Raw genomic sequence first — 19,032 nt, forward strand, 5'->3', positions numbered from 1 at the left:
CATGTGGTGACCTTGGACGTACGGCCTCAGCTGCTCGACGCACTCTCCGCCCTGCGCGACCGTGTCGCCGCCGCACGCTTCCCGCTGCCCCTGGCGGGGGCGCCACGCGCGCGTGCCAACCGCGACGAACTGCTCGCCCAGCTCGACGACTATTTGGTGCCCCGTCTCAGACAGCCCGAAGCCCCACTGCTGGCCGTCGTGGGCGGCTCCACCGGCGCGGGCAAGTCGACCCTCGTCAACTCCCTCGTGGGACGGCGCGTCAGCGAGGCGGGCGTGCTGCGGCCGACGACCCGGACCCCGGTGCTGGTCTGCCATCCGGAGGACCATCACTGGTTCAGCGGTATGCGCGTCCTGCCCGGCCTCACCCGCGTGTGGGTACCCCACCAGGAGCCCACCGACGACCTGTTGCCGCCCGGCGAGGACGGCCGGCGCGTCCTGCGCATCGAGACCGCCGAGAGCCTCCCGCCCGGCCTCGCCCTCCTCGACGCCCCCGACGTCGACTCCCTCATCGCCGACAACCGCGTCCTCGCCGCCGAACTGCTCTGCGCCGCCGACATCTGGGTGATGGTCACCACGGCCGCCCGCTACGCCGACGCCGTCCCCTGGCATCTGCTGCGCACCGCCAAGGAGTACGACGTCACCCTCGTCACCGTCCTGGACCGCGTGCCCCACCAGGTCGTCGCCGAGGTGTCCCGGCAGTACGGCGCCCTGCTCACCAAGGCCGGCCTCGGCGACGTGCCCCGCTTCACCGTCCCCGAACTCCCCGAGTCCGCCTGGGGCGGCGGCCTGCTCCCGGCGACCGCCGTGGCCCCGCTGCGGACCTGGCTCGTCCACCACGCCCAGGACCCCGGCGCCCGCCACCACGCCCTCGCCCGCACCGCGCACGGCGTCCTCGACTCCCTCAAGTCCCGGATGCCCGAGCTCGCCGGTGCCGCCGCCGCACAGTACGCGGCCGCCCTGCGGCTCACCACGGCGGTCGAGAAGGCGTACGACAGCGAGTACGCGCGCGTGCGGGGCCGGCTGCAGAACGGCGCCGTCCTCGCCGGGGACGCCCTCAAGCGCTGGCGGGCCTTCCCCCTGGACTGCACCGCGGGCGAACTCCTCGACGCCCTCTCGGGGAGCCTGGCCGCCCTCCTGCTGTGCGCCGTCACCGCCGCCGACGAACGCGTCGACGAGGCCTGGCGCCGCGAACCCGCCTCCGCCGCACCGACCCTGACCGACGCCGAGTCCACCCCGGAACACGCCGAGCACCGCATCGGGATGGCCGTACGACGGTGGCGGCGCGAGCTCGAGGAGTACGCCGAGGACGAAGTGCGCGCCCTGGAACGCGGAGCCGCACCCGACCCCGAGGCGGTCGCCGCCCTCGTCGCCACCGCCCTGCTCGGCGGCCGCCGGGCCCGCACCGCCGGCGAGGGCCTCGCCGAACGGCTCGGCGCCCACGGCGCGCTGCGCCTGCGCGACCGCGGCGGACGGCTGCTCACCGAACACCTCGACCGCGTCCTGCACACCGAACGCGAGCGCCGCCTCGCCCCCCTCGACGGACTCGACGTCCACGCCGAGCCCCAGGCCGAACTCATCGCCGCGCTGTCCGTACTGCAGAAGGAGAGGTGACCGGTGACCGCCGTCACGGACGAGGACCACACGGATCACACCGATCACACCGATCACTCGAACAACACAGTCAACACGGCGCGTGAGGGAATCGGCGGCGGCGCGGAGAGCACGCGCCCGACGATGAAGGACGGGAAGGAAGTGGTCGGAGCGGCGGGAGGGACGGAAGCGACCGGAGGGACTGGAGCGGAGAAGGCGAAGGACGCTGCGGCCGGCCACGCGCGCGTGACGGGCCGCGCGGAACGGCGTTCGGAAGCCCGCGCCGGCCACCGTGCGGAGGCCCCGGCCCGTACGGAACGGCGTGCGGAAGCCCGTACCGAAGCCCGCGCGGAACGCCGTACGGAAGCTCGTACGGAGAACCGTACGGAGACCCGTACGGAGGCACGTGTGGAGCGCCCTGCTGAGGTCCGCGCGGACCGCCGTACGGAAAACCGCGCCGACCGCCGTCCGGAAAACCGCGCGGAACGCCGTCCGGCGAGCCGTATGGAAAACCGCGCGGAACGCCGTACCGAAGCCCGCGCGGACGTCGTCGACGTCGGTGCCGATCCGCTCGGTGAAGCGGTCGGTGTGTGGGACGACGGGCTCATCGCACGCCGGGTGAACGAGGATTCGGCCGGTGAGCAGGCCGCCGTGGTGGAGGTACGGACCGGTGGCGCCGGCGCGCCGGCCGCCGCCCGGCCCGTCTACGGCGGACCCCTGAGCTCCCGCCTCGACGCGCTGCGCGAACTCGTGGGCCTGTCCCGCACCCGCCTCGACAACAGGACGCTCGCCGAGGCCGGCCGGGTGCTCGACGAGGCGGCGGCGCGGCGCAAGCTCTCCGGGCAGCACACCGTCGTCGCCCTCGCGGGCGCCACCGGCAGCGGCAAGTCGCAGTTGTTCAACACCCTCGCCGGCGTGCCCATCTCGGAGACCGGCGTACGGCGTCCGACGACCGCCGCGCCCATCGCGTGCAGTTGGAGCGACGGCGCCGCGAGCCTCATCGACCGCCTCGGCATCCCGGGCCGGCTGCGCCGACGGCCGGTGCAGAGCCCGGAGGCCGAGGAACAGCTGCGCGGACTCGTCCTGATCGACCTGCCCGACCACGACTCGGCGGCCGTACAGCACCGCGAACAGGTCGACCGCATCCTGAAACTCGTCGACGCGGTCGTCTGGGTCGTGGACCCCGAGAAGTACGCCGACGCCGTGCTCCACGAGCGGTATCTGCGGCCCCTGGCGGGCCACGCCGAGGTGATGTTCATCGTCCTCAACCAGGTCGACCGGCTGCCCGGCGAGGCCGCCGAACTGGTCCTCGACGATCTGCGCCGGCTCCTCGACGAGGACGGCATCGCCCTCGGCGAGTACGGCGAACCGGGCGCCACCGTCCTCGCGATGTCCGCGCTCACCGGGGACGGGGTCGGTGAACTGCGCGAGCTGCTCGGGCAGTTCGTCAAGGAGCGCGGCGCGGCGGGCCGTCGGGTCTCGGCCGACGTGGACGCCGCCGCGGCCGGGCTGCGGCCGGTCTACGTCACCGGGCAGCGCACCGGGCTCAGCGAGGAGGCGCGGGAGGAGTTCGCCGACCGGCTCGCGGACGCGGTGGGCGCCACCGCTGCGGGCGAGGCCGCCGAACGCGCCTGGCTGCGCAACGCGGGCCGCGCGTGCGGGACGCCGTGGCTGCGGTTGTGGCGGTGGTGCCAGGGCGAGGTGGACCCGTTCACCGGCCGGTTCCCGGCCCGTACCCAGGCCGACGAGGAGGCCACGGCCCGTCAGCGCGTCGAACAGGCGGTGCGCACGGTGTCCGAACGGGCCTCCGGCGGGCTCCCCGCGCCCTGGGCGCAAGCGGTGCGCGAGGCCGCCGTACGGGGCTCCCAGGGGCTGCCGGAGGCGCTGGACGAGCTGGCCGCACGGGCCGGACTGCCGCCGGGGCGGCCCCCGCGGCCGGGCTGGTGGCCGGTGGCCGTGCTGGCGCAGGCGGCCATGACACTCCTTCAGGTCGTCGGCGGGCTCTGGCTGGTGGGGCAGATCGTCGGGGTCATGGACCCGAACCTGGGCGTGCCGGTGCTGCTGATGGTGTCCGGGATCGTCGGCGGACCGCTCGTGGAGTGGAGCTGCCGCATGGCGGCCAGGGGACCGGCCCGACGGTACGGGCAGGACGCCGAACGCCGTCTGCGGGAGGCCGCCGCCGGCTGCGGCCGGGCCCGGGTCCTGGATCCCCTGGCGGCGGAGCTGCTGCGGTACCGGGAGGTACGGGAGCAGTACGGGAAGGTGGTGGGGGCGGGGGTGCGCTGACGCGGAGCAGGGTGGGCCGGGTGGGGGAGTGGTCCACCGGTGGATCACGGGGCTCACTCGTCCGGGTGGCGGAGTTGTCCACAGGCGGGCGGTGGTCCCCAGGGCCCGGCGGGCCCGGACCGGCGGAGGCAGTCTGGCTCTGCGGCGATCGCGAGGGAGGCGGTCGGCGCGGCGACCGCAGCCGTACGGGACGAGCCCGTACGCGTGTCCGGAAGGAGTCCGACGATGAACGAGACGATCGTGTGCGCGGTGGGAAACGTGGCGACGCAGCCGGTCTACCGGGAGCTGGCGGCGGGACCGTCGGCGAGGTTCAGGCTGGCGGTGACCTCGCGCTACTGGGACCGGGAGAAGGGCATCTGGACCGACGGGCACACCAACTTCTTCACGGTGTGGGCCAATCGGCAGCTGGCCGTCAACGCGGCGGCCTCGCTGAACGTCGGCGAGCCGGTGATCGTGCAGGGCCGGCTCAAGGTGCGCACGGAGACCCGGGAGGGGCAGCAGAACTGGACCTCGGCCGACATCGACGCGGTGTCGATCGGCCACGACATCGCGCGCGGCACCTCGGCGTTCCGGCGCTCGACCAGGCCCGAGCCGGTCACCTTGGGCGCGCCCGCGCAGCCAGAGCCCGACTGGGCGACCCCCGTCCCGGCGGCTGACTCGGCCGAGCCGGAGCCCCAACCGCCGCGTGAGCCGGTAGCGGTGACGTGACGTCGGATCGTGTCGTGTCCTGACCTGACCGGTGGGCGGCTTATCGGCGGATCCATCCTATCCATCCGATCCATCCGGCTTGCCCGGCGGATTTGCCGATAAGCCCTGGTCACGGCCCGGCTGTTGACGATCTTGGGGATAACGATTCCGAGTCGGATCGTCCAACCGACGACAGGACCGGGAAACCGGGTGCGCGGGCGTCTCTAGGATGCCGATCGTGGCTCAGGGGGCTCCTGATTCCGCCGGCGGGACCGTACGCCCGCGTCAACGAGTCCTGCTCGAAGGGGAAATGCGTTGATTTCTTCGTTCACCGCGCCGTCCGCGCGTCGGCGGGGTGCCGCCCGCCTCGCCGCGTCGACGCTGGTCTGCGGACTCGTCGCCGCCGCCGGCCTGATCGCCTCCGCGGGCCCGGCCGCCGCCGATGAGGCCCCGCAGACCCAGGGCGGAGCAACCGCCACCATGGGCGGCCTCAAGACGTACGGCGCCGCCGTGCTCCACGACGACAGCGGGGACCAGGAGATCTCGGCGGGCCTGTTCGAGATGTCCGTCGACGGCGGCGGCACCCTGCAGACCTACTGCGTCGACCTGCACAACCCCACCCAGCGGGACGCCAAGTACCACGAGACGCCGTGGAGCGGCACCTCGCTGGACGCCAACGACGACGCGGGCCGGATCCGCTGGATCCTGCAGAACTCCTACCCGCAGGTCAACGACCTTGCCTCGCTGGCGGCGAAGGCCGGGATCACCGGCGGCCTCACCGAACAGGACGCGGCGGCCGGCACCCAGGTGGCGATCTGGCGCTCCTCGGACGACGCGGACGTCGACGCCGTCGACCCGCAGGCCGAGCAGCTAGCGGACTACCTGCACAAGGCCGCCCGTGACGTGACCGAGCCGGCGGCGTCCCTGACGCTCGACGCGCCGGCCGTCTCCGGTCACCCCGGCGAGCGGATCGGACCGGTGACGGTGCACACCGACGCGAGCGCGGTGACGGTGACGCCGCCGCTGGACGCCGGGACCACCGGGGTGCGGATCGTCGGCAAGGACGGTGAGCCGGTCACCACCGCGCGGGACGGCAGCGAGCTGTTCTTCGACGTCCCCGCCGACGCCGGGCCCGGCTCCGCCGAACTGACGGTGCAGGCGTCCACGACCATCCCCGTCGGCCGCGCCTTCACCTCGGAGAGCCGCAGCCAGACGCAGATCCTGGCCGGCTCCAGTGAGTCGACCGTGTCGGCGACGGCGAGCGCGACCTGGGCGGAGCAGGGTGCCGTACCGGCCCTGTCGGCGGCGAAGAACTGCGCCAGGGGTGGCGTGGACATCACCGTGGCCAACCAGGGCGACGAGGCCTTCACCTTCGAACTGATGGGCGCCGGGCACAGTATCCCGGCGGGCACGTCCCGGACGGTGACCATCCCGCTGCAGGAGGACCAGCCCTACGACTTCACGATCACCGGCCTCCAGGGCGCCGAGACCCGCTTCACCGGCCTGCTGGACTGCCAGACCCAGACCGCGGAGACCTCGAACCTGACCACGCAGACCCTCAGCGACCCCAGCCCGGCCACCGTCGGCGGCACCACCGCCACCGACACCGACCTCGCCGAGACGGGCGGCTCCAGCGCCACCCCGATCATCGCGGGCACGGCCATCGGCCTGGTGGTGATCGGCGGAGCGGCCCTGCTGCTGGTGGGCCGCAAGGAGAACGGCTGAGGAACCGCTGAGGGACCACTCACGCAACGGGGCGACAGACCTCTCCGCGCAACCCTCGTCGCGGGCTTACCGTCCTAACCGCCGTGACCGAGGGACGTACACAGAGCAGCGCGGGGTGGTCGTCGGCCCTCGCCGCGGCAGCCGGCACCGGGAGTCTGGCGCTCGTCGCCGTGGCGAGCTGGAGCGGTCTCCTGCTGGTCGTACGGGGGCGGGTGGTCCCCGGCTGGGGCGTGAGCGCGACTCTCCTCGTCGTGGCGCTCCTTCTGTGCCGGGCCCTCACCCGGGCGGGCACCGCGGGACTCCCGCGCAAGTGGGCCAAGGGGACCCGCCTGGGCAAGCGCCTGCTGATCGGCGCGGCGGTGCTCGGCATCGTCGGGGGAGCGCTGAGCGACCTGCTCTGGAGCGCCCGCTACCAGGTGCTGCACCCTGCGGGGCCGGGCGGCTGTACGGCCGTGGTGCGGGAGACGTCCTTCCTCATGGCCGGCGCCGGCGAGGCCTACGCGGTGGGCCGCACCGGCCTGGCCCTCGGCAGCGCGGGCTCCTGGACGACCGACGACGGCCACCGCCCCGTCGCCGCGGGCGACTACGAACTGATCTGGGACCGCACCGCCGGCGTCCTCCGCGTCGACGGCACGGCAACCGACCCGATCCTCGACGGCGGAGCGACCGCCATCGCCTGCTGACAGCCCCGCGGATCAGGGACGCCAGTCCGGAAAACGTGGGCCGCTGCGACCGCCCGAGCCGCGTGTCCCCCGGCCGCCCACCGCCGTCAACCACGAACCCCCAGCTCAGAGGGGTCCGGACGAACGGGTTTCCCCCGAGGGGTAGCCGTCCGGCAAGATGGGGTGTATCTGCCCACTGCCAGATTTCAAGCTGCCGGACGGTTTCTCTTGGCTGAGTACATCTACACCATGCGCAAGACGCGCAAGGCACACGGCGACAAGGTCATCCTTGACGACGTCTCGCTGAACTTCCTGCCCGGCGCGAAGATCGGTGTGGTCGGCCCGAACGGTGCCGGTAAGTCGACCGTTCTGAAGATCATGGCGGGGATCGAGCAGCCGTCCAACGGCGACGCCTTCCTCTCGCCCGGATACAGCGTCGGCATCCTGATGCAGGAGCCCACCCTCAACGAGGACAAGACCGTCCTGGAGAACGTCCAGGAGGGTGTCGCCGAGATCAAGGGCAAGCTCGACCGGTTCAACGAGATCGCCGAGCTGATGGCGACCGACTACTCCGACGCGCTGCTCGACGAGATGGGCAAGCTGCAGGAGGACCTCGACCACGCCAACGCCTGGGACCTCGACGCTCAGCTCGAGCAGGCCATGGACGCGCTCGGCTGCCCGCCCGGCGACTGGCCCGTCGTCAACCTCTCCGGTGGTGAGAAGCGGCGTGTGGCGCTGTGCAAGCTGCTGCTCGAGGCCCCCGACCTGCTGCTCCTCGACGAGCCCACCAACCACCTCGACGCCGAGTCCGTGAACTGGCTCGAGCAGCACCTCGCCAAGTACGCGGGGACCGTCGTGGCCATCACCCACGACCGGTACTTCCTCGACAACGTGGCCGAGTGGATCCTGGAGCTCGACCGCGGGCGCGCCTACCCGTACGAGGGCAACTACTCCACGTACCTGGAGACCAAGGCCACCCGTCTCAAGGTCGAGGGTCAGAAGGACGCCAAGCGGCAGAAGCGGCTCAAGGAAGAGCTGGAGTGGGTGCGGTCCAACGCCAAGGGGCGTCAGGCCAAGTCCAAGGCACGCCTCGCCCGCTACGAGGAGATGGCCGCCGAGGCCGAGAAGATGCGGAAGCTGGACTTCGAGGAGATCCAGATCCCGCCGGGCCCGCGGCTGGGCAACGTCGTCGTCGAGGTCAGCAAGCTGAACAAGGCCTTCGGTGAGAAGGTCCTGATCGACGACCTCTCCTTCACGCTGCCGCGCAACGGCATCGTCGGCGTGATCGGCCCGAACGGCGCCGGCAAGACCACCCTCTTCAAGATGATCCAGGGCCTCGAGACCCCGGACTCCGGTGACATCAAGGTCGGCGAGACCGTCAAGATCTCGTACGTCGACCAGAGCCGCGAGAACATCGACCCGAAGAAGACCCTGTGGGCGGTCGTCTCCGACGAGCTGGACTACATCAACGTGGGCCAGGTCGAGATGCCGAGCCGCGCGTACGTCTCCGCCTTCGGCTTCAAGGGCCCCGACCAGCAGAAGCCGGCCGGCGTCCTCTCCGGCGGCGAGCGCAACCGTCTGAACCTCGCGCTCACCCTCAAGCAGGGCGGCAACCTGCTGCTCCTCGACGAGCCGACCAACGACCTGGACGTCGAGACCCTCAGCAGCCTGGAGAACGCGCTGCTGGAGTTCCCCGGCTGCGCCGTGGTCGTCTCCCACGACCGGTGGTTCCTCGACCGGGTGGCGACCCACATCCTCGCCTACGAGGGTGAGTCGAAGTGGTTCTGGTTCGAGGGGAACTTCGAGTCGTACGAGAAGAACAAGGTCGAGCGGCTGGGAGCGGACGCCGCACGTCCGCACCGCGCCACCTACAAGAAGCTGACCCGGGGCTGATCGATGGCGCGCCACATCTATCACTGCCCCCTGCGCTGGTCTGACATGGACGCGTACGGCCACGTCAACAACACGGTGTTCCTCCGCTATCTGGAGGAAGCCCGTATCGACTTCCTGACCCGCCCTGAGAAGAACTTCAAGCAGGGGTCCGTGGTGGCGCGCCACGAGATCGACTACAAGCGGCAGCTCGTCCACCGGCCCACACCGGTGACCGTCGAACTGTGGATCACCGAGGTCCGGGCCGCCTCCTTCACCATCACCTACGAGGTGAAGGACGGCGACCTCCTCTACGTGAGGGCGGCCACGGTCGTCGTACCGTTCGACTTCGAGGCGCAGCGGCCACGGCGGCTGACCGCCGAGGAGCGGGAGTTCCTCGCCGAGTACCGCGACGACGCCGAGGAGGCCGTCGCCGCATGACGGTGCTCCACCTCGCCGACGAGGGGGAGGCGGCGGACCTCGCGGCCTTCCTCTCGCGGCTGCTCCACTACGACCGTGGAGCCGCGGTGCGCCTTCAGGCGGCCGGCACGGCACTCGCCGTGTTCGGCCGGCCGCCCTCCTTCGAGGTGCTCGCGATCCGTGCCGTACGCCTCGCCAAGCCGTACGAGGACGGGCTCGACGTCACCCTGGACGTCACCGTGTCCGCGGGGGAGCTGCTGGAGACGGTGGAGGAGACCGCGGCCACGGCCGCCGTACCGCCCGCCGTCACCGGGCCGCCGTGGGCGGGTGTCCTGCCGCCGCGCGGCGGATGGCGGACCGAGACGGGCCTGCCGGCGCCGGACGCGCTGCGCGCGCTGGTCGGCGCGGCCGTCGCCGAGTTCCGGGGCCGTACCGGGGAACTCGCCCCCGAGGACCGTACCCGCGCCGAACTCGACCGCATCGGACGGGAGATCTGGTCCCGGACGGTCGGCGACACCGGACTTCCGGTACGGGCTGTGCACGCGGCCCAGTCGCTGGGGTTCCTGCGGCCCTCGGCCGGGGCCCGGGACCTGGCGCTGCTCTCGTTCGGAGCCTGGCTGCGCCTGCGCACGCCGTACGGCTCGATCGCGGTACGGCGTGCGGGTTCGCTCGGGACCTTGGACGTCAGCGTCCGCTGACGGCCGGCGCCACGATCATCGGGGGCCGCAGCTCCTCTCAGGGGCCGCGGCTCACACCAGGGGCCACAGCGCGGCCGTCATACCGAAGCCGATGAAGCCCATCAGGGTCGTCAGGACCGTCCAGGTGCGCAGTCCGGAGGCCACGTCCAGCCCGGACAGCCGGGTGAACATCCAGTAGCCGGCGTCGTTGATGTGCGAGACGGCGAGACCGCCCGCGCCCGCCACCAGGATCACCATCCGTCAGTCGGCGGCGTTCACCATCGACGCCGCGGCGTACGTCAGGTAGTTCCACAGGGTCTGCTCGTGCTCCTCGGAGAGCCCGAGCTCGTCGACCGCGTCCCGCATGTGCTTCAGCCAGGCGTCGTGCGCCGCCCGGTCGACGACGAAGGGAGCGTGCCGCATGCGCAGACGGGGGTGGCCGCGGTTCTCGCTGTACGTCGTGGGGCCGCCCCAGTACTGCATGAGGAACAGCGCGAGGCGCTCCTCCGCCGGACCGAGGTCCTCCTCGGGGTACATGGGCTTGAGGAGCGGGTCCCCGGCCACGCCCTGGTAGAAACGGTGGACCAGTCGGCGGAAGGTTTCCTCCCCACCGACCTGCTCGTAGAAGGTCTGCTCCTGAAGCGTGCCGCGCCGAATCTCTTTCACCACCCCATGGTCTCAGACGGGGGGACCGAGGACGGAAGGCTTAGGACCGGCCGCTTTCCTCCCCCTGCCCCCTGCCCCCTGCCGCCTGCCGCCTGCCGCCTGCCGCCTGCCGCCTGCCGCCTGCCGCCTGCCGCCTGCAGTCTTGCGCTGGCCGCCCTGCCGCCCGCAGTCTTGCGCTGGCCGCCCTGCCGCCCGCAGTCTTGCGCTGGCCGCCCTGCCGCCCGCAGTCTTGCGCTGGCCGCCCTGCCGCCCGCAGTCTTGCGCTGGCCGCCCTGCCGCCCTGCCGCCCTGCCGCCCTGCCGCCCTGCCGCCCTGCCGCTCGCGCCGGCCGCCCGGCCGCCCGCAGGCTTGCGCTGGCCGCCCGGCCGCCCGCAGGCTCGCCCCCGGCCGTGTTCCGCCGCACAGTGGAGGCATGGGTGGGCTCGGCATCGACCACGGTCTTGACGACCTCGCCGCCTCGGCGCGGGCCGCGATGGTGCGCGCCGTCGAGGCCAGCGGGGCCTTCGACGGCGACCCGGGCTGGCGGGAGGCGTTCGGGGCGGTCCCGCGCCACCTCTTCGTGCCGTACTACTACGTCGGCGGCGTCGGCGGATTCGAACGGCGCTGGGGCGAGAGCCCCGACCCGCGCACCCGTGAGCGCTGGGTGCGCGGCGCCTACGAGGACACTCCGCTGGCCACCCGGATGCGCGACGGCGAGCTGCTCTCCTCCAGCAGCCAGCCCTCCCTGATGGCGCTGATGCTGGCCGCGCTGCGGGTCGAGACCGGCGACCGGGTGCTGGAGATCGGGGCCGGCACCGGCTACAACGCGGCGCTGCTGGCGTACCGGCTCGGCGAGGACCATGTCACCACCGTCGATCTGGACCCGGAGATCACCGAGTCCGCGCGGCGCCACCTCGCCGCCGCCGGGTACCACCCGACCGTCGTCACCGGGGACGGGGCGCGCGGAGTGCCCGAGCGCGCCCCCTTCGACCGGATCATCGCGACCTGCCGGCTGGCCTCGGTCCCGCGCGCCTGGATCGCCCAGTGCCGGCCGGGCGCCATCGTCCTGACCCCGCTGGCCACCGGCCTGGTCGCGCTGACCGTACGGGACGCCGGGCAGGCCGAGGGGCACTTCCTGCACACCCCCGCCTACTTCGTGCCCCTGCGCGGAGCGAGCCGCCCCGAGCCGGAGCCGGCCGCGCTGGGCGGGGTGCCGCACCGGGCCAGGGAGAGCGACCTGTTCCGCTTCCTGCTGTCGCTCACCCGGGGCAGCCTCGAGCCCCAGGAGGCGTACGCCCTGTGGGAGCGCGAGGGAATGCCGGACCGACAGCGCTACGGCGTCACGGTCGGCGCCCGGCACGCCTGGGCGTGGCTGGACGAACCGGAGGGGCCGTACGCCTGGCCCCTGCCGGGATCGTCGGGGGCACGGCTCGTCGAACCGTAGCCCCCGGACCCGGTCCGTCTCTCAGCCCCGGCGGATGGTGATCGTCGTCCAGGCGCCCACGTGCACCCGGTCGCCGTCCTGGAGCGGCACCGGCACGAACGGCTGGATGGGCTCCTCGCCGTTGTTGACCGTCGTACCGTTCGTCGAGTTCTGGTCGACGACCGCCCAGGTGCCGTCCGGCTGCTGGACCAGGACCGCGTGCTGGTGCGAGACGCCCGGGTCCTCCGGCGGCACCGACAGGTCTATGTCGGGGGTCTCGCCGGTGGAGTGCCGGCGGCGGCCGATGGTGACCTGGTTGCCGGTGAGCGTGCGCTGCTGCTCGGGCGAGTACGCGGGCAGGTTGAGCCCCGCGGCCTCCGGGCCCGAGCGCTGCATCATCGCCATGAAGTACGCGCGGTCCGGAGCGATGGTCGCCGTCCAGGTCGCCGGCTGCTGTGGGAACGCCGGGCCGGGCGGGGGCGGTGCCTGGGTGGAACCGGGCTGCGGGTAGCCGTAGCCGCCGCCCTGGCCGCCGGGGCCCTGGCCCTGACCGGAGTGGGACGGCGGGGAGATCACCCAGTCGTCGTCGGCGCCGCCGAAGGCCGGGCCGCCGGGCTGCGGCCGGCCGGTCTCCTGCGGGTAGCCGGGCGGGGGCGCCTGACGACCGGGGCCGGGCGGCTGGAAGGCCTGCGGCACGCCCGGCCCACCGGGCCCGCCGGGACCACCCGGACCGGGCGGCGGCGGGACGGGACGCGAGGGGTCGGCACCGAAACCCGAGGGGCCGCCGGGCCCACCGGGACCAGCGGGATCACGGCGGAAGGGGTCGGAGGGCGCACCCGCGGGATCACGGCGGAAGGGGTCGGAGGGCGCAGCCGAGGGCTCGCGGCCGAAGGGGTCGGGGCCACCCGTCGTACGCCCGGGCTCCCGCCCGAACGCCCCGGGGCCACCGGCCGCCGTACCGCCGCCCTCACGCCCGAACGCGCCGCCGGGCTCGCGCCCGAACGCGTCGGGGCCACCGGCCGTGCGCCCCGGCTCGCGCCCGAACGCGTCGGGACCACCGGCCGTGCGCCCCGGCTCGCGCCCGAAGGCGTCCGGACCACCGGCCGTGCGCCCCGGCTCACGCCCGAAGGGGTCGGGGCCACCCGCCGTGCGCCCAGGCGGCCCGAAGGCGCCGGGGCCGCCCGGCTCGCTCCCGTATCCGCCGGGTCCGCCGGGTCCGCCGGCCGGCGGGCCTCCGGGCTCGCGACCGAAGGCCCCGGGCCCACCCGGACCCGACGGCTCCCGTCCGAACGCGCCCGGGCCGCCGGCCGCACCGCCCGGACCCGAAGGCCGGGACGGGTCGCCGCCGAAGGGCGGGATCGGCTCGGCGGGCCGGTTCACCTGCGACGGCCTGGAGCTCTGGTAGTCGAAGGAGTCGCTGCCGCCGAAGGACGGCGGCGGCCCCTGGAAACGCCCACCGGGACCACCGGGGCCGCCAGGGCCACCGGGCGCCGGCGGGCGCGGGGCGGCCGGGGTGTACGAGGTCGCCGTGTTGGTGAGGAAGTTCCACCGGCACTCCTCGCAGAACGGCGCACCGCCCTCACGGGGCGTACGGCACTGCGGGCAGAGCTCCGGCTCGTGGTTCGGCACGGACGACGGATGCCGCCCCCCGCCGGGCTGGGTGCCCTGCGGGGGCGGGAAGCCGTAGCCGCCCGCGGTGGGCGGGGGCGGCGGGGGCGGAGGCACGGCACCGGCCATGCGGTGACCGCAGACCTCGCACCAGTCGTCGGAACCCGACTGGTGTCCGTTCGGGCAGGTCGGCATGTCGGCGCGTCCCCCTCTCTCCTTCGGTGACCTCGTGGTCGTCCGACGTCACTGCTTCTTTACACGAACAGTCTTTGTGGACCGGGTCTCGAGAGTCATCTCGTCGGCCTCCGCGACCTTCGCCTTCAGTCGCACAGTACCTGTCGTGGCGTCGACCACGTCCACCACCTTCGCAAGCAGTTTCGCAGTATCGGCGTTCCCCGAGACGCTCGCGAGCTGGACGGCACGGCCCAGTTTGGCCGTCGCTCCATCCATATCACCTGATTTGCGCAGGTCCAGCCCCTGCTGGATGACCTGTGCCAGTTCGGCCTGACCCGTGTAGTGCGCGACCTGTGGATTGATCGAGGTCGAGGCCGCCATGTCGTCGGTCCACACGGCCCGCACGAGCCCCTGCGCGCCCAGGTTCTGGACCGTCCCGTCCGCCTGCGGGACGACCAGCGAGACCCGTGCGGCCAGCATCTCCTGGCCCACGTTCGCCGCCGGGACCTCCACGCACACGTGGTAGTCGCGGGACTCGTCGCCCCAGGAACCGGTGGGGTAGTCGCCCGCGCGCGGGCCCGCCTCGGTGCGGCGGTCGGTGAGCTGTTCCACCGTCGGCGCGACCTGCTTGACGAACTTGATGGTGGTGCCGACCGGGGTCCACAGCCGCAGCGCGACGTCCGCGACCTCCTTGCCCATCGCCGTCTCCATCATCTGCGTGAAGTCGGCGGCCAGACCCGTCGGGTCGGCGACGATGTCGGCGGTGCCGAGCAGGGCGGAGGCGATCCCTGTGACTTCTTTCACTTCCCAGTCGGTGCCCACACCGCGGGCGTCACAGGTGAACCGGCCCGCGCAGTCGTCGAGCGCGGCCTTGAGGTCCTGCGGCGACTCGTGCTCGTTGCGGCCGTCGGTGAGCAGGATGCCGTGCCGGATGCCGACCTCGGCCGAGGACAGCAGCCGGTCGGCCAGCCGCAGCCAGGTGCCGATCGCGGTGCCGCCGCCCGCGCTGAGCCGGCGCAGCGCCTGCTTGGCCTGCTCGCGGGTGGTGGCGTCGGCCACCGCGAGCCGGCCCCCGCCCGGATACACCTCCTTGGCCACATGGGTGCCGCCGATCACCGCGAAGTGCACGCCGTCGCGCAGGGTGTCCACGGCGGCGGCGGTGGCGTCGCGCGCGTTGCGCATCTTGGCCGGCGGGTAGTCCATCGAGCCGGAGCAGTCCACCATGATCGCCACGGCGGCGGACGGGCCCCGGCCCGGCCCGTACAGATGCGGCGCGGACACCGCGGTGCCGATGGTCCCGCCGCCGGTCGCGGTCACCGTGACGATCGCGTTGACCTCACGGCCGCCTTCCGGCAGGTACTCGTTCTGGTAGACGTCCACCGAGAACTGCGGCACGTTCGACTTCGAGAAATTGGCCATGCCTGATCGAATCCCCCTCGCAAGGTGCGGACCGGTCCCCTCCGGTCCGTGGGCGTGTCAGCCGTGGATATCCCCGTTTGCGCCCTCAGGCGTTTCCTGCCCCCTGAGGCGGTGCGGGGAACGGTACGACGGCCACTGTTACGTTGTCGTGGCCCCCGCCGTCCAGGGCGTGACCGACGAGAACCTGGGCGCAGTGCAGCGGTCGTACGGCGGCGTCGAGGGGGACGACCTCGGCCATCTCCTCGGCCGCCTCCGCGTAGTTCCACAGGCCGTCGGTGCACACCACCACCACACCCGGACGGTCCGGCTTGAAGGAAGCGGTGTGCGGCTCCAGTTCGTAGGCGTCGGCGCCGAGCCAGCCGGTGATCGCGTGGGCGCGCTCGTCGGCGTAGGCCTCCGCCTCGCTCATCAGTCCCGCGGCGACCATCTGGGCGGCCCAGGAGTCGTCCTCGGTGAGCCGGGCCGGGGGCGTGGCACGGTCGGCCGGGACCCAGTAGGCGCGACTGTCGCCGACCCAGCCGACGACCAGCAGGCCCGCGGTGACGACGGCGCCGACGAGGGTGCAGGCGGGGGAGTTCTGGTGCGGGGCGTGCTCGCGGGCGGTGGCGGGCTCGTCGGCGAGCGCGTTGACGGCGTGCGAGGCGGCGACGATCGCCTCGTGCATCGCCGCTTGCGGATGGGTCCCCCGGGGGAGGGCCGCCAGCAGTGACTCGCTCGCCACGCGGGCCGCGGCCATCGACGCGTCGTCGGGACGGGTCGCCGAGGAGACGCCGTCGCAGACGATCGCGACGAGCGCCGGGGAGGCGTCGGGCAGCGCGCAGCGACCGAGGCCGAAGGCGTCCTCGTTGCGGTGGTGGCGCAGCCCGCGGTCGCTGACGGCGGCCACCGGGCCCGACTCCAGCTCCATGTGGTCGCGCTCGCGCGGCTGGGCGTGCCCGCAGTTCTCGCAGTACCCGTCGCCGTCGACCCGCCCGGCCCGGCAGGCCACACACACCTTGACCCCGGCCTCGGCGGCGACCCGGGGATCCGGTGCCTGCAGCGGATACTCCTCGGGCTCGGCGGGACGGTCGAAACGGACCCCGGTGGCCGGTGTCCCAGGTGCCGCGGCCGCCTCGACTCCCGGTTGCGGTACGGGTGTCGGGGCGGTGGCCCAGCCGGCGAGCGCCTCCGGAGCGGCCGCGGCCGCCGGGGCGGCCGTGCCGTTCATCGCGAGGGTCGGGTGGTCGTCCGGGCGGGGCGGCACGACCGACAGGTCGTATCCGCACGCGCCGCAGTAACGGTCACCCGCGTCGAGCGGCTCCGCGCAGCTCGGACACGTCGGCAGGGCGGCCTGCCGGGGCATCTGGGACATCAACTACACCCACGTCCGGGGGCGGTAACGGTTGGCACGTTCCACCAGGTCGATCCTCTCCTCACCGCGTGTCGCCAGCCGGGCCAGCGTGCGGTACGAGCGCTCCAGGCCGAAGCGCAGCCCCCGCTCGTCCAGTGGGGCGCCGAGCAGCGGCCGCCGGGCGTCCGGGCCGGCGCCCTGGCCCCCGGAGAGTATCCAGTCCAGCGCGCAGCCGAGGACTTCCGCCGACAACTGCTCCCGCCGCGTGGGGTCCAGGCCGTACGCGTCCAGCGCCTCGACCTGTGCCGCCGCCGCGGTGAGGTCCTCCTGGAAGGGTACGTCGGCGGCGACCGCCGTCCGCTGCCGCAGCCGGGCCCGCACCGCCGCCACCCGCGCGGCCGTGTAGTGGATGGACGACTCGGGCACCGACTCCAGCGTCCGTACGGCGCCACGGCGGTCCCCTGCCGCTAGTTGCACGCGCGCGAGGCCGAACGCGGCGCTCACATAGCTCGGGTCGGTGGACCACACGAGCCGGTAGTACTCGGCTGCGTTGTCCAACTGGCCCAGCACCTCGGCGCACAGACCGAGCGCCAGCTTGGGGGCGGGCTCCCCGGGGAAGGCGTCGTAGATCGCGTCGAAGGCGAGCGCGGCGCCCTCGTGGTCGCCGGTGGCGAGCGAGGCCACGCCCCGGTACCAGACCACCCGCCAGTCGTCGGGCCGTTCACCCTCCAGGGTGGCGAGGGACTGGAGGGCCGCCTGGTGGTCGCCGTTCTCCAGCCAGGCGCGGACCTGCCGCAGCCGGGTCTCCACGGACGGCGCGGGCGCGGCCGCGAGGGCCGTGATCAGCTCGCCCGGCCCGGACGTCAACAGGCCCGCGAGGAAACCGGCGTTGGGGTCGGAGGGGTCCACGTGCGGGACGGGCAGCGCCAGCCCGGCGGCGGGCGCGGGGACGGTCCGCACCAGACCCGGGGCGAGGGCGGCGGGCGCGGTGGCCGCGGGGACCGCCGGAAGGGAACTCCCGCCGTTGCGCGCGGCGGTGACGACCCGTGCCCCCAGCCGGGACACCTCCCCCTCCAGCTTCGGGAACAGCTCGCTGTCGGTGACCTTCACCTCGGGCCCGAACAGCGTCGACAGGGCCGGCCGGGCCTTGCCGGTCTGCACCGACACGACCTCCCGCAGCACCCCCGTGAGCTGCTCGGCCATCTCCTGCGCGGAGGCGAACCGGCGGGCCGGGTCGGGGTCGGTGGCCCGCACCAGCAGCCGGTAGAACGACTCGTACCGGCGGAAGACCTCGATGGTGTCCGGGTCGGGCAGCGAGTCGACGAAGGCCGTCGTGTAGCCCTGGAAGTCGAAGGTCAGCACGGCCAGCGTCCGGCCGACGGTGTAGAGGTCGCTCGCCACCGACGGGCCGACGTCCGCCACCTCCGGCGCCTGGTAGCCGATCGTACCGTAGATGGCCGACTCCTCGTCGTCCATCCTGCGCACCGCGCCCATGTCGATCAGCTTGAGCTGGTCCTCGGTCTGGATCGCGTTGTCGACCTTGAAGTCGCAGTACAGCAGGTTGCGGCTGTGCAGATGCCCGAGCGCCTCCAGCGCCTCGATGCCGTACGCGCACGCCTGCTCCACCGGCAGCGGGTCCCGCTTGCCCTCAGCGGTGCGGCGGGTGTTGGCGATCTCCTTGAGGGACTTGCCGCCGACGTACTCCATCACGATGTAGCCGTCGAGCGAGCCCGTCCGCTGGTCGAGGTGCTCGACGAAGTTGTAGATCCGCACGATGTTGGCGTGCTCGATCTCGGCGAGGAAGCGCCGCTCGGAGATCGCGGCCGCCATCGCGTCCTGGTCGCCCGTGTCCAGCAGGCCCTTCAGCACCACCCAGCGGTCCGCGACCGCCCGGTCCACCGCGAGATAGATCCAGCCCAGGCCGCCGTGCGCCAGACAGCCCGCGACCTCGTACTGGCCGTGCACCACGTCCCCGGCCCGCAGCTTGGGGACGAACGAGTACGGGTTGCCGCACTTGGTGCAGAAGCCCTCCGTGCGCCCCGCCAGATCACCGCGCGAACGGCCCACCGGCGCACCGCAGTCGGAGCGCGAGCAGAACCGCTTGCGCTCGGGCACCTCCGGGTTGTCCAGCACCATCGCGCGCGGGTCCGGGCGCGGCACCTGCGGCACCGACACCAGGCCCACCCCGAGCCGCGCCCGCCCGGAGGAACCGGCCGAGGAGCCGGAGCTGCGCACCGACACCGAGCGGCCCGTCGACGTGCCCGACAGGGACCGCGAGAGCCGTCCCGACACCGAGCGGCGCGACTTCGCCGACTGCGACGACGTACGCGCGCTGCGGGAACTGGCCGGGGTGCTGGAGCTGCCGCGGCTGCCCCGGGCGGCGGGCGAGCCGTCCGGGCCGCCCGCCGAGACGACCGGCGCGAGCCCGCACGTGTCGCAGTACAGCTCGCCGCCGCCCACGTCCTCGTACGACCCCTCGCAGCCCGGCCGCTGACACGTCTGCCCCGCCTGACTCAT

The 19,032-nt window shown here is 73.4% G+C and carries 15 protein-coding genes; 9 read left to right on the forward strand and 6 right to left on the reverse strand.

Going from position 1 to position 19,032, the window contains the following annotated elements; genetic code table 11:
• The first annotated feature begins 3 nt into the window (after positions 1-3).
• From OG852_RS31785 to OG852_RS31820, 8 genes are all read left to right on the forward strand, one after another.
• Complete coding sequence (locus OG852_RS31785; protein ID WP_330349758.1) at positions 4-1,611, forward strand: dynamin family protein; 1,608 nt, start codon at positions 4-6, stop codon at positions 1,609-1,611.
• 3 nt (positions 1,612-1,614) lie between these two features.
• Positions 1,615-3,876 (forward strand): GTPase, encoded by a 2,262-nt coding sequence (locus tag OG852_RS31790; RefSeq protein WP_330349759.1) that lies wholly within the window; start codon positions 1,615-1,617, stop codon positions 3,874-3,876.
• Positions 3,877-4,101: 225 nt separating this feature from the next.
• Entirely contained in the window at positions 4,102-4,584 is a 483-nt protein-coding gene (locus OG852_RS31795) for a single-stranded DNA-binding protein (protein WP_330349760.1), read from the forward strand.
• Positions 4,585-4,878: 294 nt separating this feature from the next.
• Positions 4,879-6,288, forward strand: coding sequence for a thioester domain-containing protein (locus OG852_RS31800; RefSeq protein WP_330349761.1), 1,410 nt, complete (start codon positions 4,879-4,881; stop codon positions 6,286-6,288).
• Positions 6,289-6,371: 83 nt separating this feature from the next.
• A complete protein-coding gene (locus tag OG852_RS31805; protein WP_330349762.1) occupies positions 6,372-6,971 on the forward strand; it encodes a hypothetical protein in 600 nt (199 codons plus the stop codon).
• Positions 6,972-7,178: 207 nt separating this feature from the next.
• Entirely contained in the window at positions 7,179-8,843 is a 1,665-nt protein-coding gene (ettA, locus tag OG852_RS31810) for an energy-dependent translational throttle protein EttA (protein WP_133911559.1), read from the forward strand.
• A 3-nt stretch (positions 8,844-8,846) separates the two neighbouring features.
• Positions 8,847-9,260, forward strand: a complete 414-nt coding sequence (locus tag OG852_RS31815) for an acyl-CoA thioesterase (RefSeq protein ID WP_133911560.1) — start codon at positions 8,847-8,849, stop codon at positions 9,258-9,260.
• Positions 9,257-9,937: a hypothetical protein gene (locus OG852_RS31820; RefSeq protein WP_330349763.1), complete on the forward strand. Its 681-nt coding sequence runs from the start codon at positions 9,257-9,259 to the stop codon at positions 9,935-9,937. The genes OG852_RS31815 and OG852_RS31820 overlap by 4 nt, the downstream gene beginning before the upstream one ends.
• Positions 9,938-9,988: 51 nt before the next feature.
• Here the strand turns inward: OG852_RS31820 and OG852_RS31825 are convergent, their stop codons facing one another.
• Together OG852_RS31825 and OG852_RS31830 are read right to left on the reverse strand one after the other, a co-directional pair.
• Positions 9,989-10,174, reverse strand: a complete 186-nt coding sequence (locus OG852_RS31825; RefSeq protein WP_330349764.1) for a GntT/GntP/DsdX family permease — start codon at positions 10,172-10,174, stop codon at positions 9,989-9,991.
• A 3-nt stretch (positions 10,175-10,177) separates the two neighbouring features.
• Positions 10,178-10,582, reverse strand: coding sequence for a globin (locus OG852_RS31830; RefSeq protein ID WP_133911562.1), 405 nt, complete (start codon positions 10,580-10,582; stop codon positions 10,178-10,180).
• A 412-nt stretch (positions 10,583-10,994) separates the two neighbouring features.
• Between OG852_RS31830 and OG852_RS31835 the strand changes: the two genes are divergently transcribed.
• Entirely contained in the window at positions 10,995-12,005 is a 1,011-nt protein-coding gene (locus tag OG852_RS31835) for a methyltransferase domain-containing protein (protein WP_133911563.1), read from the forward strand.
• Positions 12,006-12,026: 21 nt separating this feature from the next.
• Here OG852_RS31835 and OG852_RS31840 read toward each other — a convergent pair whose 3' ends face one another.
• The 4 genes from OG852_RS31840 to OG852_RS31855 form a co-directional block, all read right to left on the reverse strand.
• A complete protein-coding gene (locus tag OG852_RS31840) occupies positions 12,027-13,787 on the reverse strand; it encodes an FHA domain-containing protein (protein ID WP_330349765.1) in 1,761 nt (586 codons plus the stop codon).
• Positions 13,788-13,835: 48 nt separating this feature from the next.
• Positions 13,836-15,185 carry a vWA domain-containing protein gene (locus OG852_RS31845; protein WP_330349766.1) on the reverse strand — a complete coding sequence of 450 codons (1,350 nt, stop codon included), beginning with the start codon at positions 15,183-15,185 and terminating at the stop codon, positions 13,836-13,838.
• Between the two features lie 85 nt (positions 15,186-15,270).
• Entirely contained in the window at positions 15,271-16,539 is a 1,269-nt protein-coding gene (locus OG852_RS31850) for a PP2C family serine/threonine-protein phosphatase (RefSeq protein ID WP_208117108.1), read from the reverse strand.
• Positions 16,540-19,032 (reverse strand): serine/threonine-protein kinase, encoded by a 2,493-nt coding sequence (locus OG852_RS31855; RefSeq protein ID WP_330349767.1) that lies wholly within the window; start codon positions 19,030-19,032, stop codon positions 16,540-16,542.

This window comes from Streptomyces sp. NBC_00582 (genome assembly GCF_036345155.1).
Lineage (GTDB): Bacteria > Actinomycetota > Actinomycetes > Streptomycetales > Streptomycetaceae > Streptomyces.

What these genes read in the sequence shown, in the direction of transcription:
- OG852_RS31795 (WP_330349760.1), top strand. Translation starts at nt 4,102, where the DNA reads ATGAACGAGACGATCGTGTGCGCGGTGGGAAACGTGGCGACGCAGCCG.
- OG852_RS31815 (WP_133911560.1), top strand. Translation starts at nt 8,847, where the DNA reads ATGGCGCGCCACATCTATCACTGCCCCCTGCGCTGGTCTGACATGGAC.
- OG852_RS31820 (WP_330349763.1), top strand. Translation starts at nt 9,257, where the DNA reads ATGACGGTGCTCCACCTCGCCGACGAGGGGGAGGCGGCGGACCTCGCG.
- OG852_RS31825 (WP_330349764.1), bottom strand. Translation starts at nt 10,174, where the DNA reads ATGGTGATCCTGGTGGCGGGCGCGGGCGGTCTCGCCGTCTCGCACATC.
- OG852_RS31835 (WP_133911563.1), top strand. Translation starts at nt 10,995, where the DNA reads ATGGGTGGGCTCGGCATCGACCACGGTCTTGACGACCTCGCCGCCTCG.
- OG852_RS31840 (WP_330349765.1), bottom strand. Translation starts at nt 13,787, where the DNA reads ATGCCGACCTGCCCGAACGGACACCAGTCGGGTTCCGACGACTGGTGC.
- OG852_RS31845 (WP_330349766.1), bottom strand. Translation starts at nt 15,185, where the DNA reads ATGGCCAATTTCTCGAAGTCGAACGTGCCGCAGTTCTCGGTGGACGTC.
- OG852_RS31855 (WP_330349767.1), bottom strand. Translation starts at nt 19,032, where the DNA reads ATGAGTCAGGCGGGGCAGACGTGTCAGCGGCCGGGCTGCGAGGGGTCG.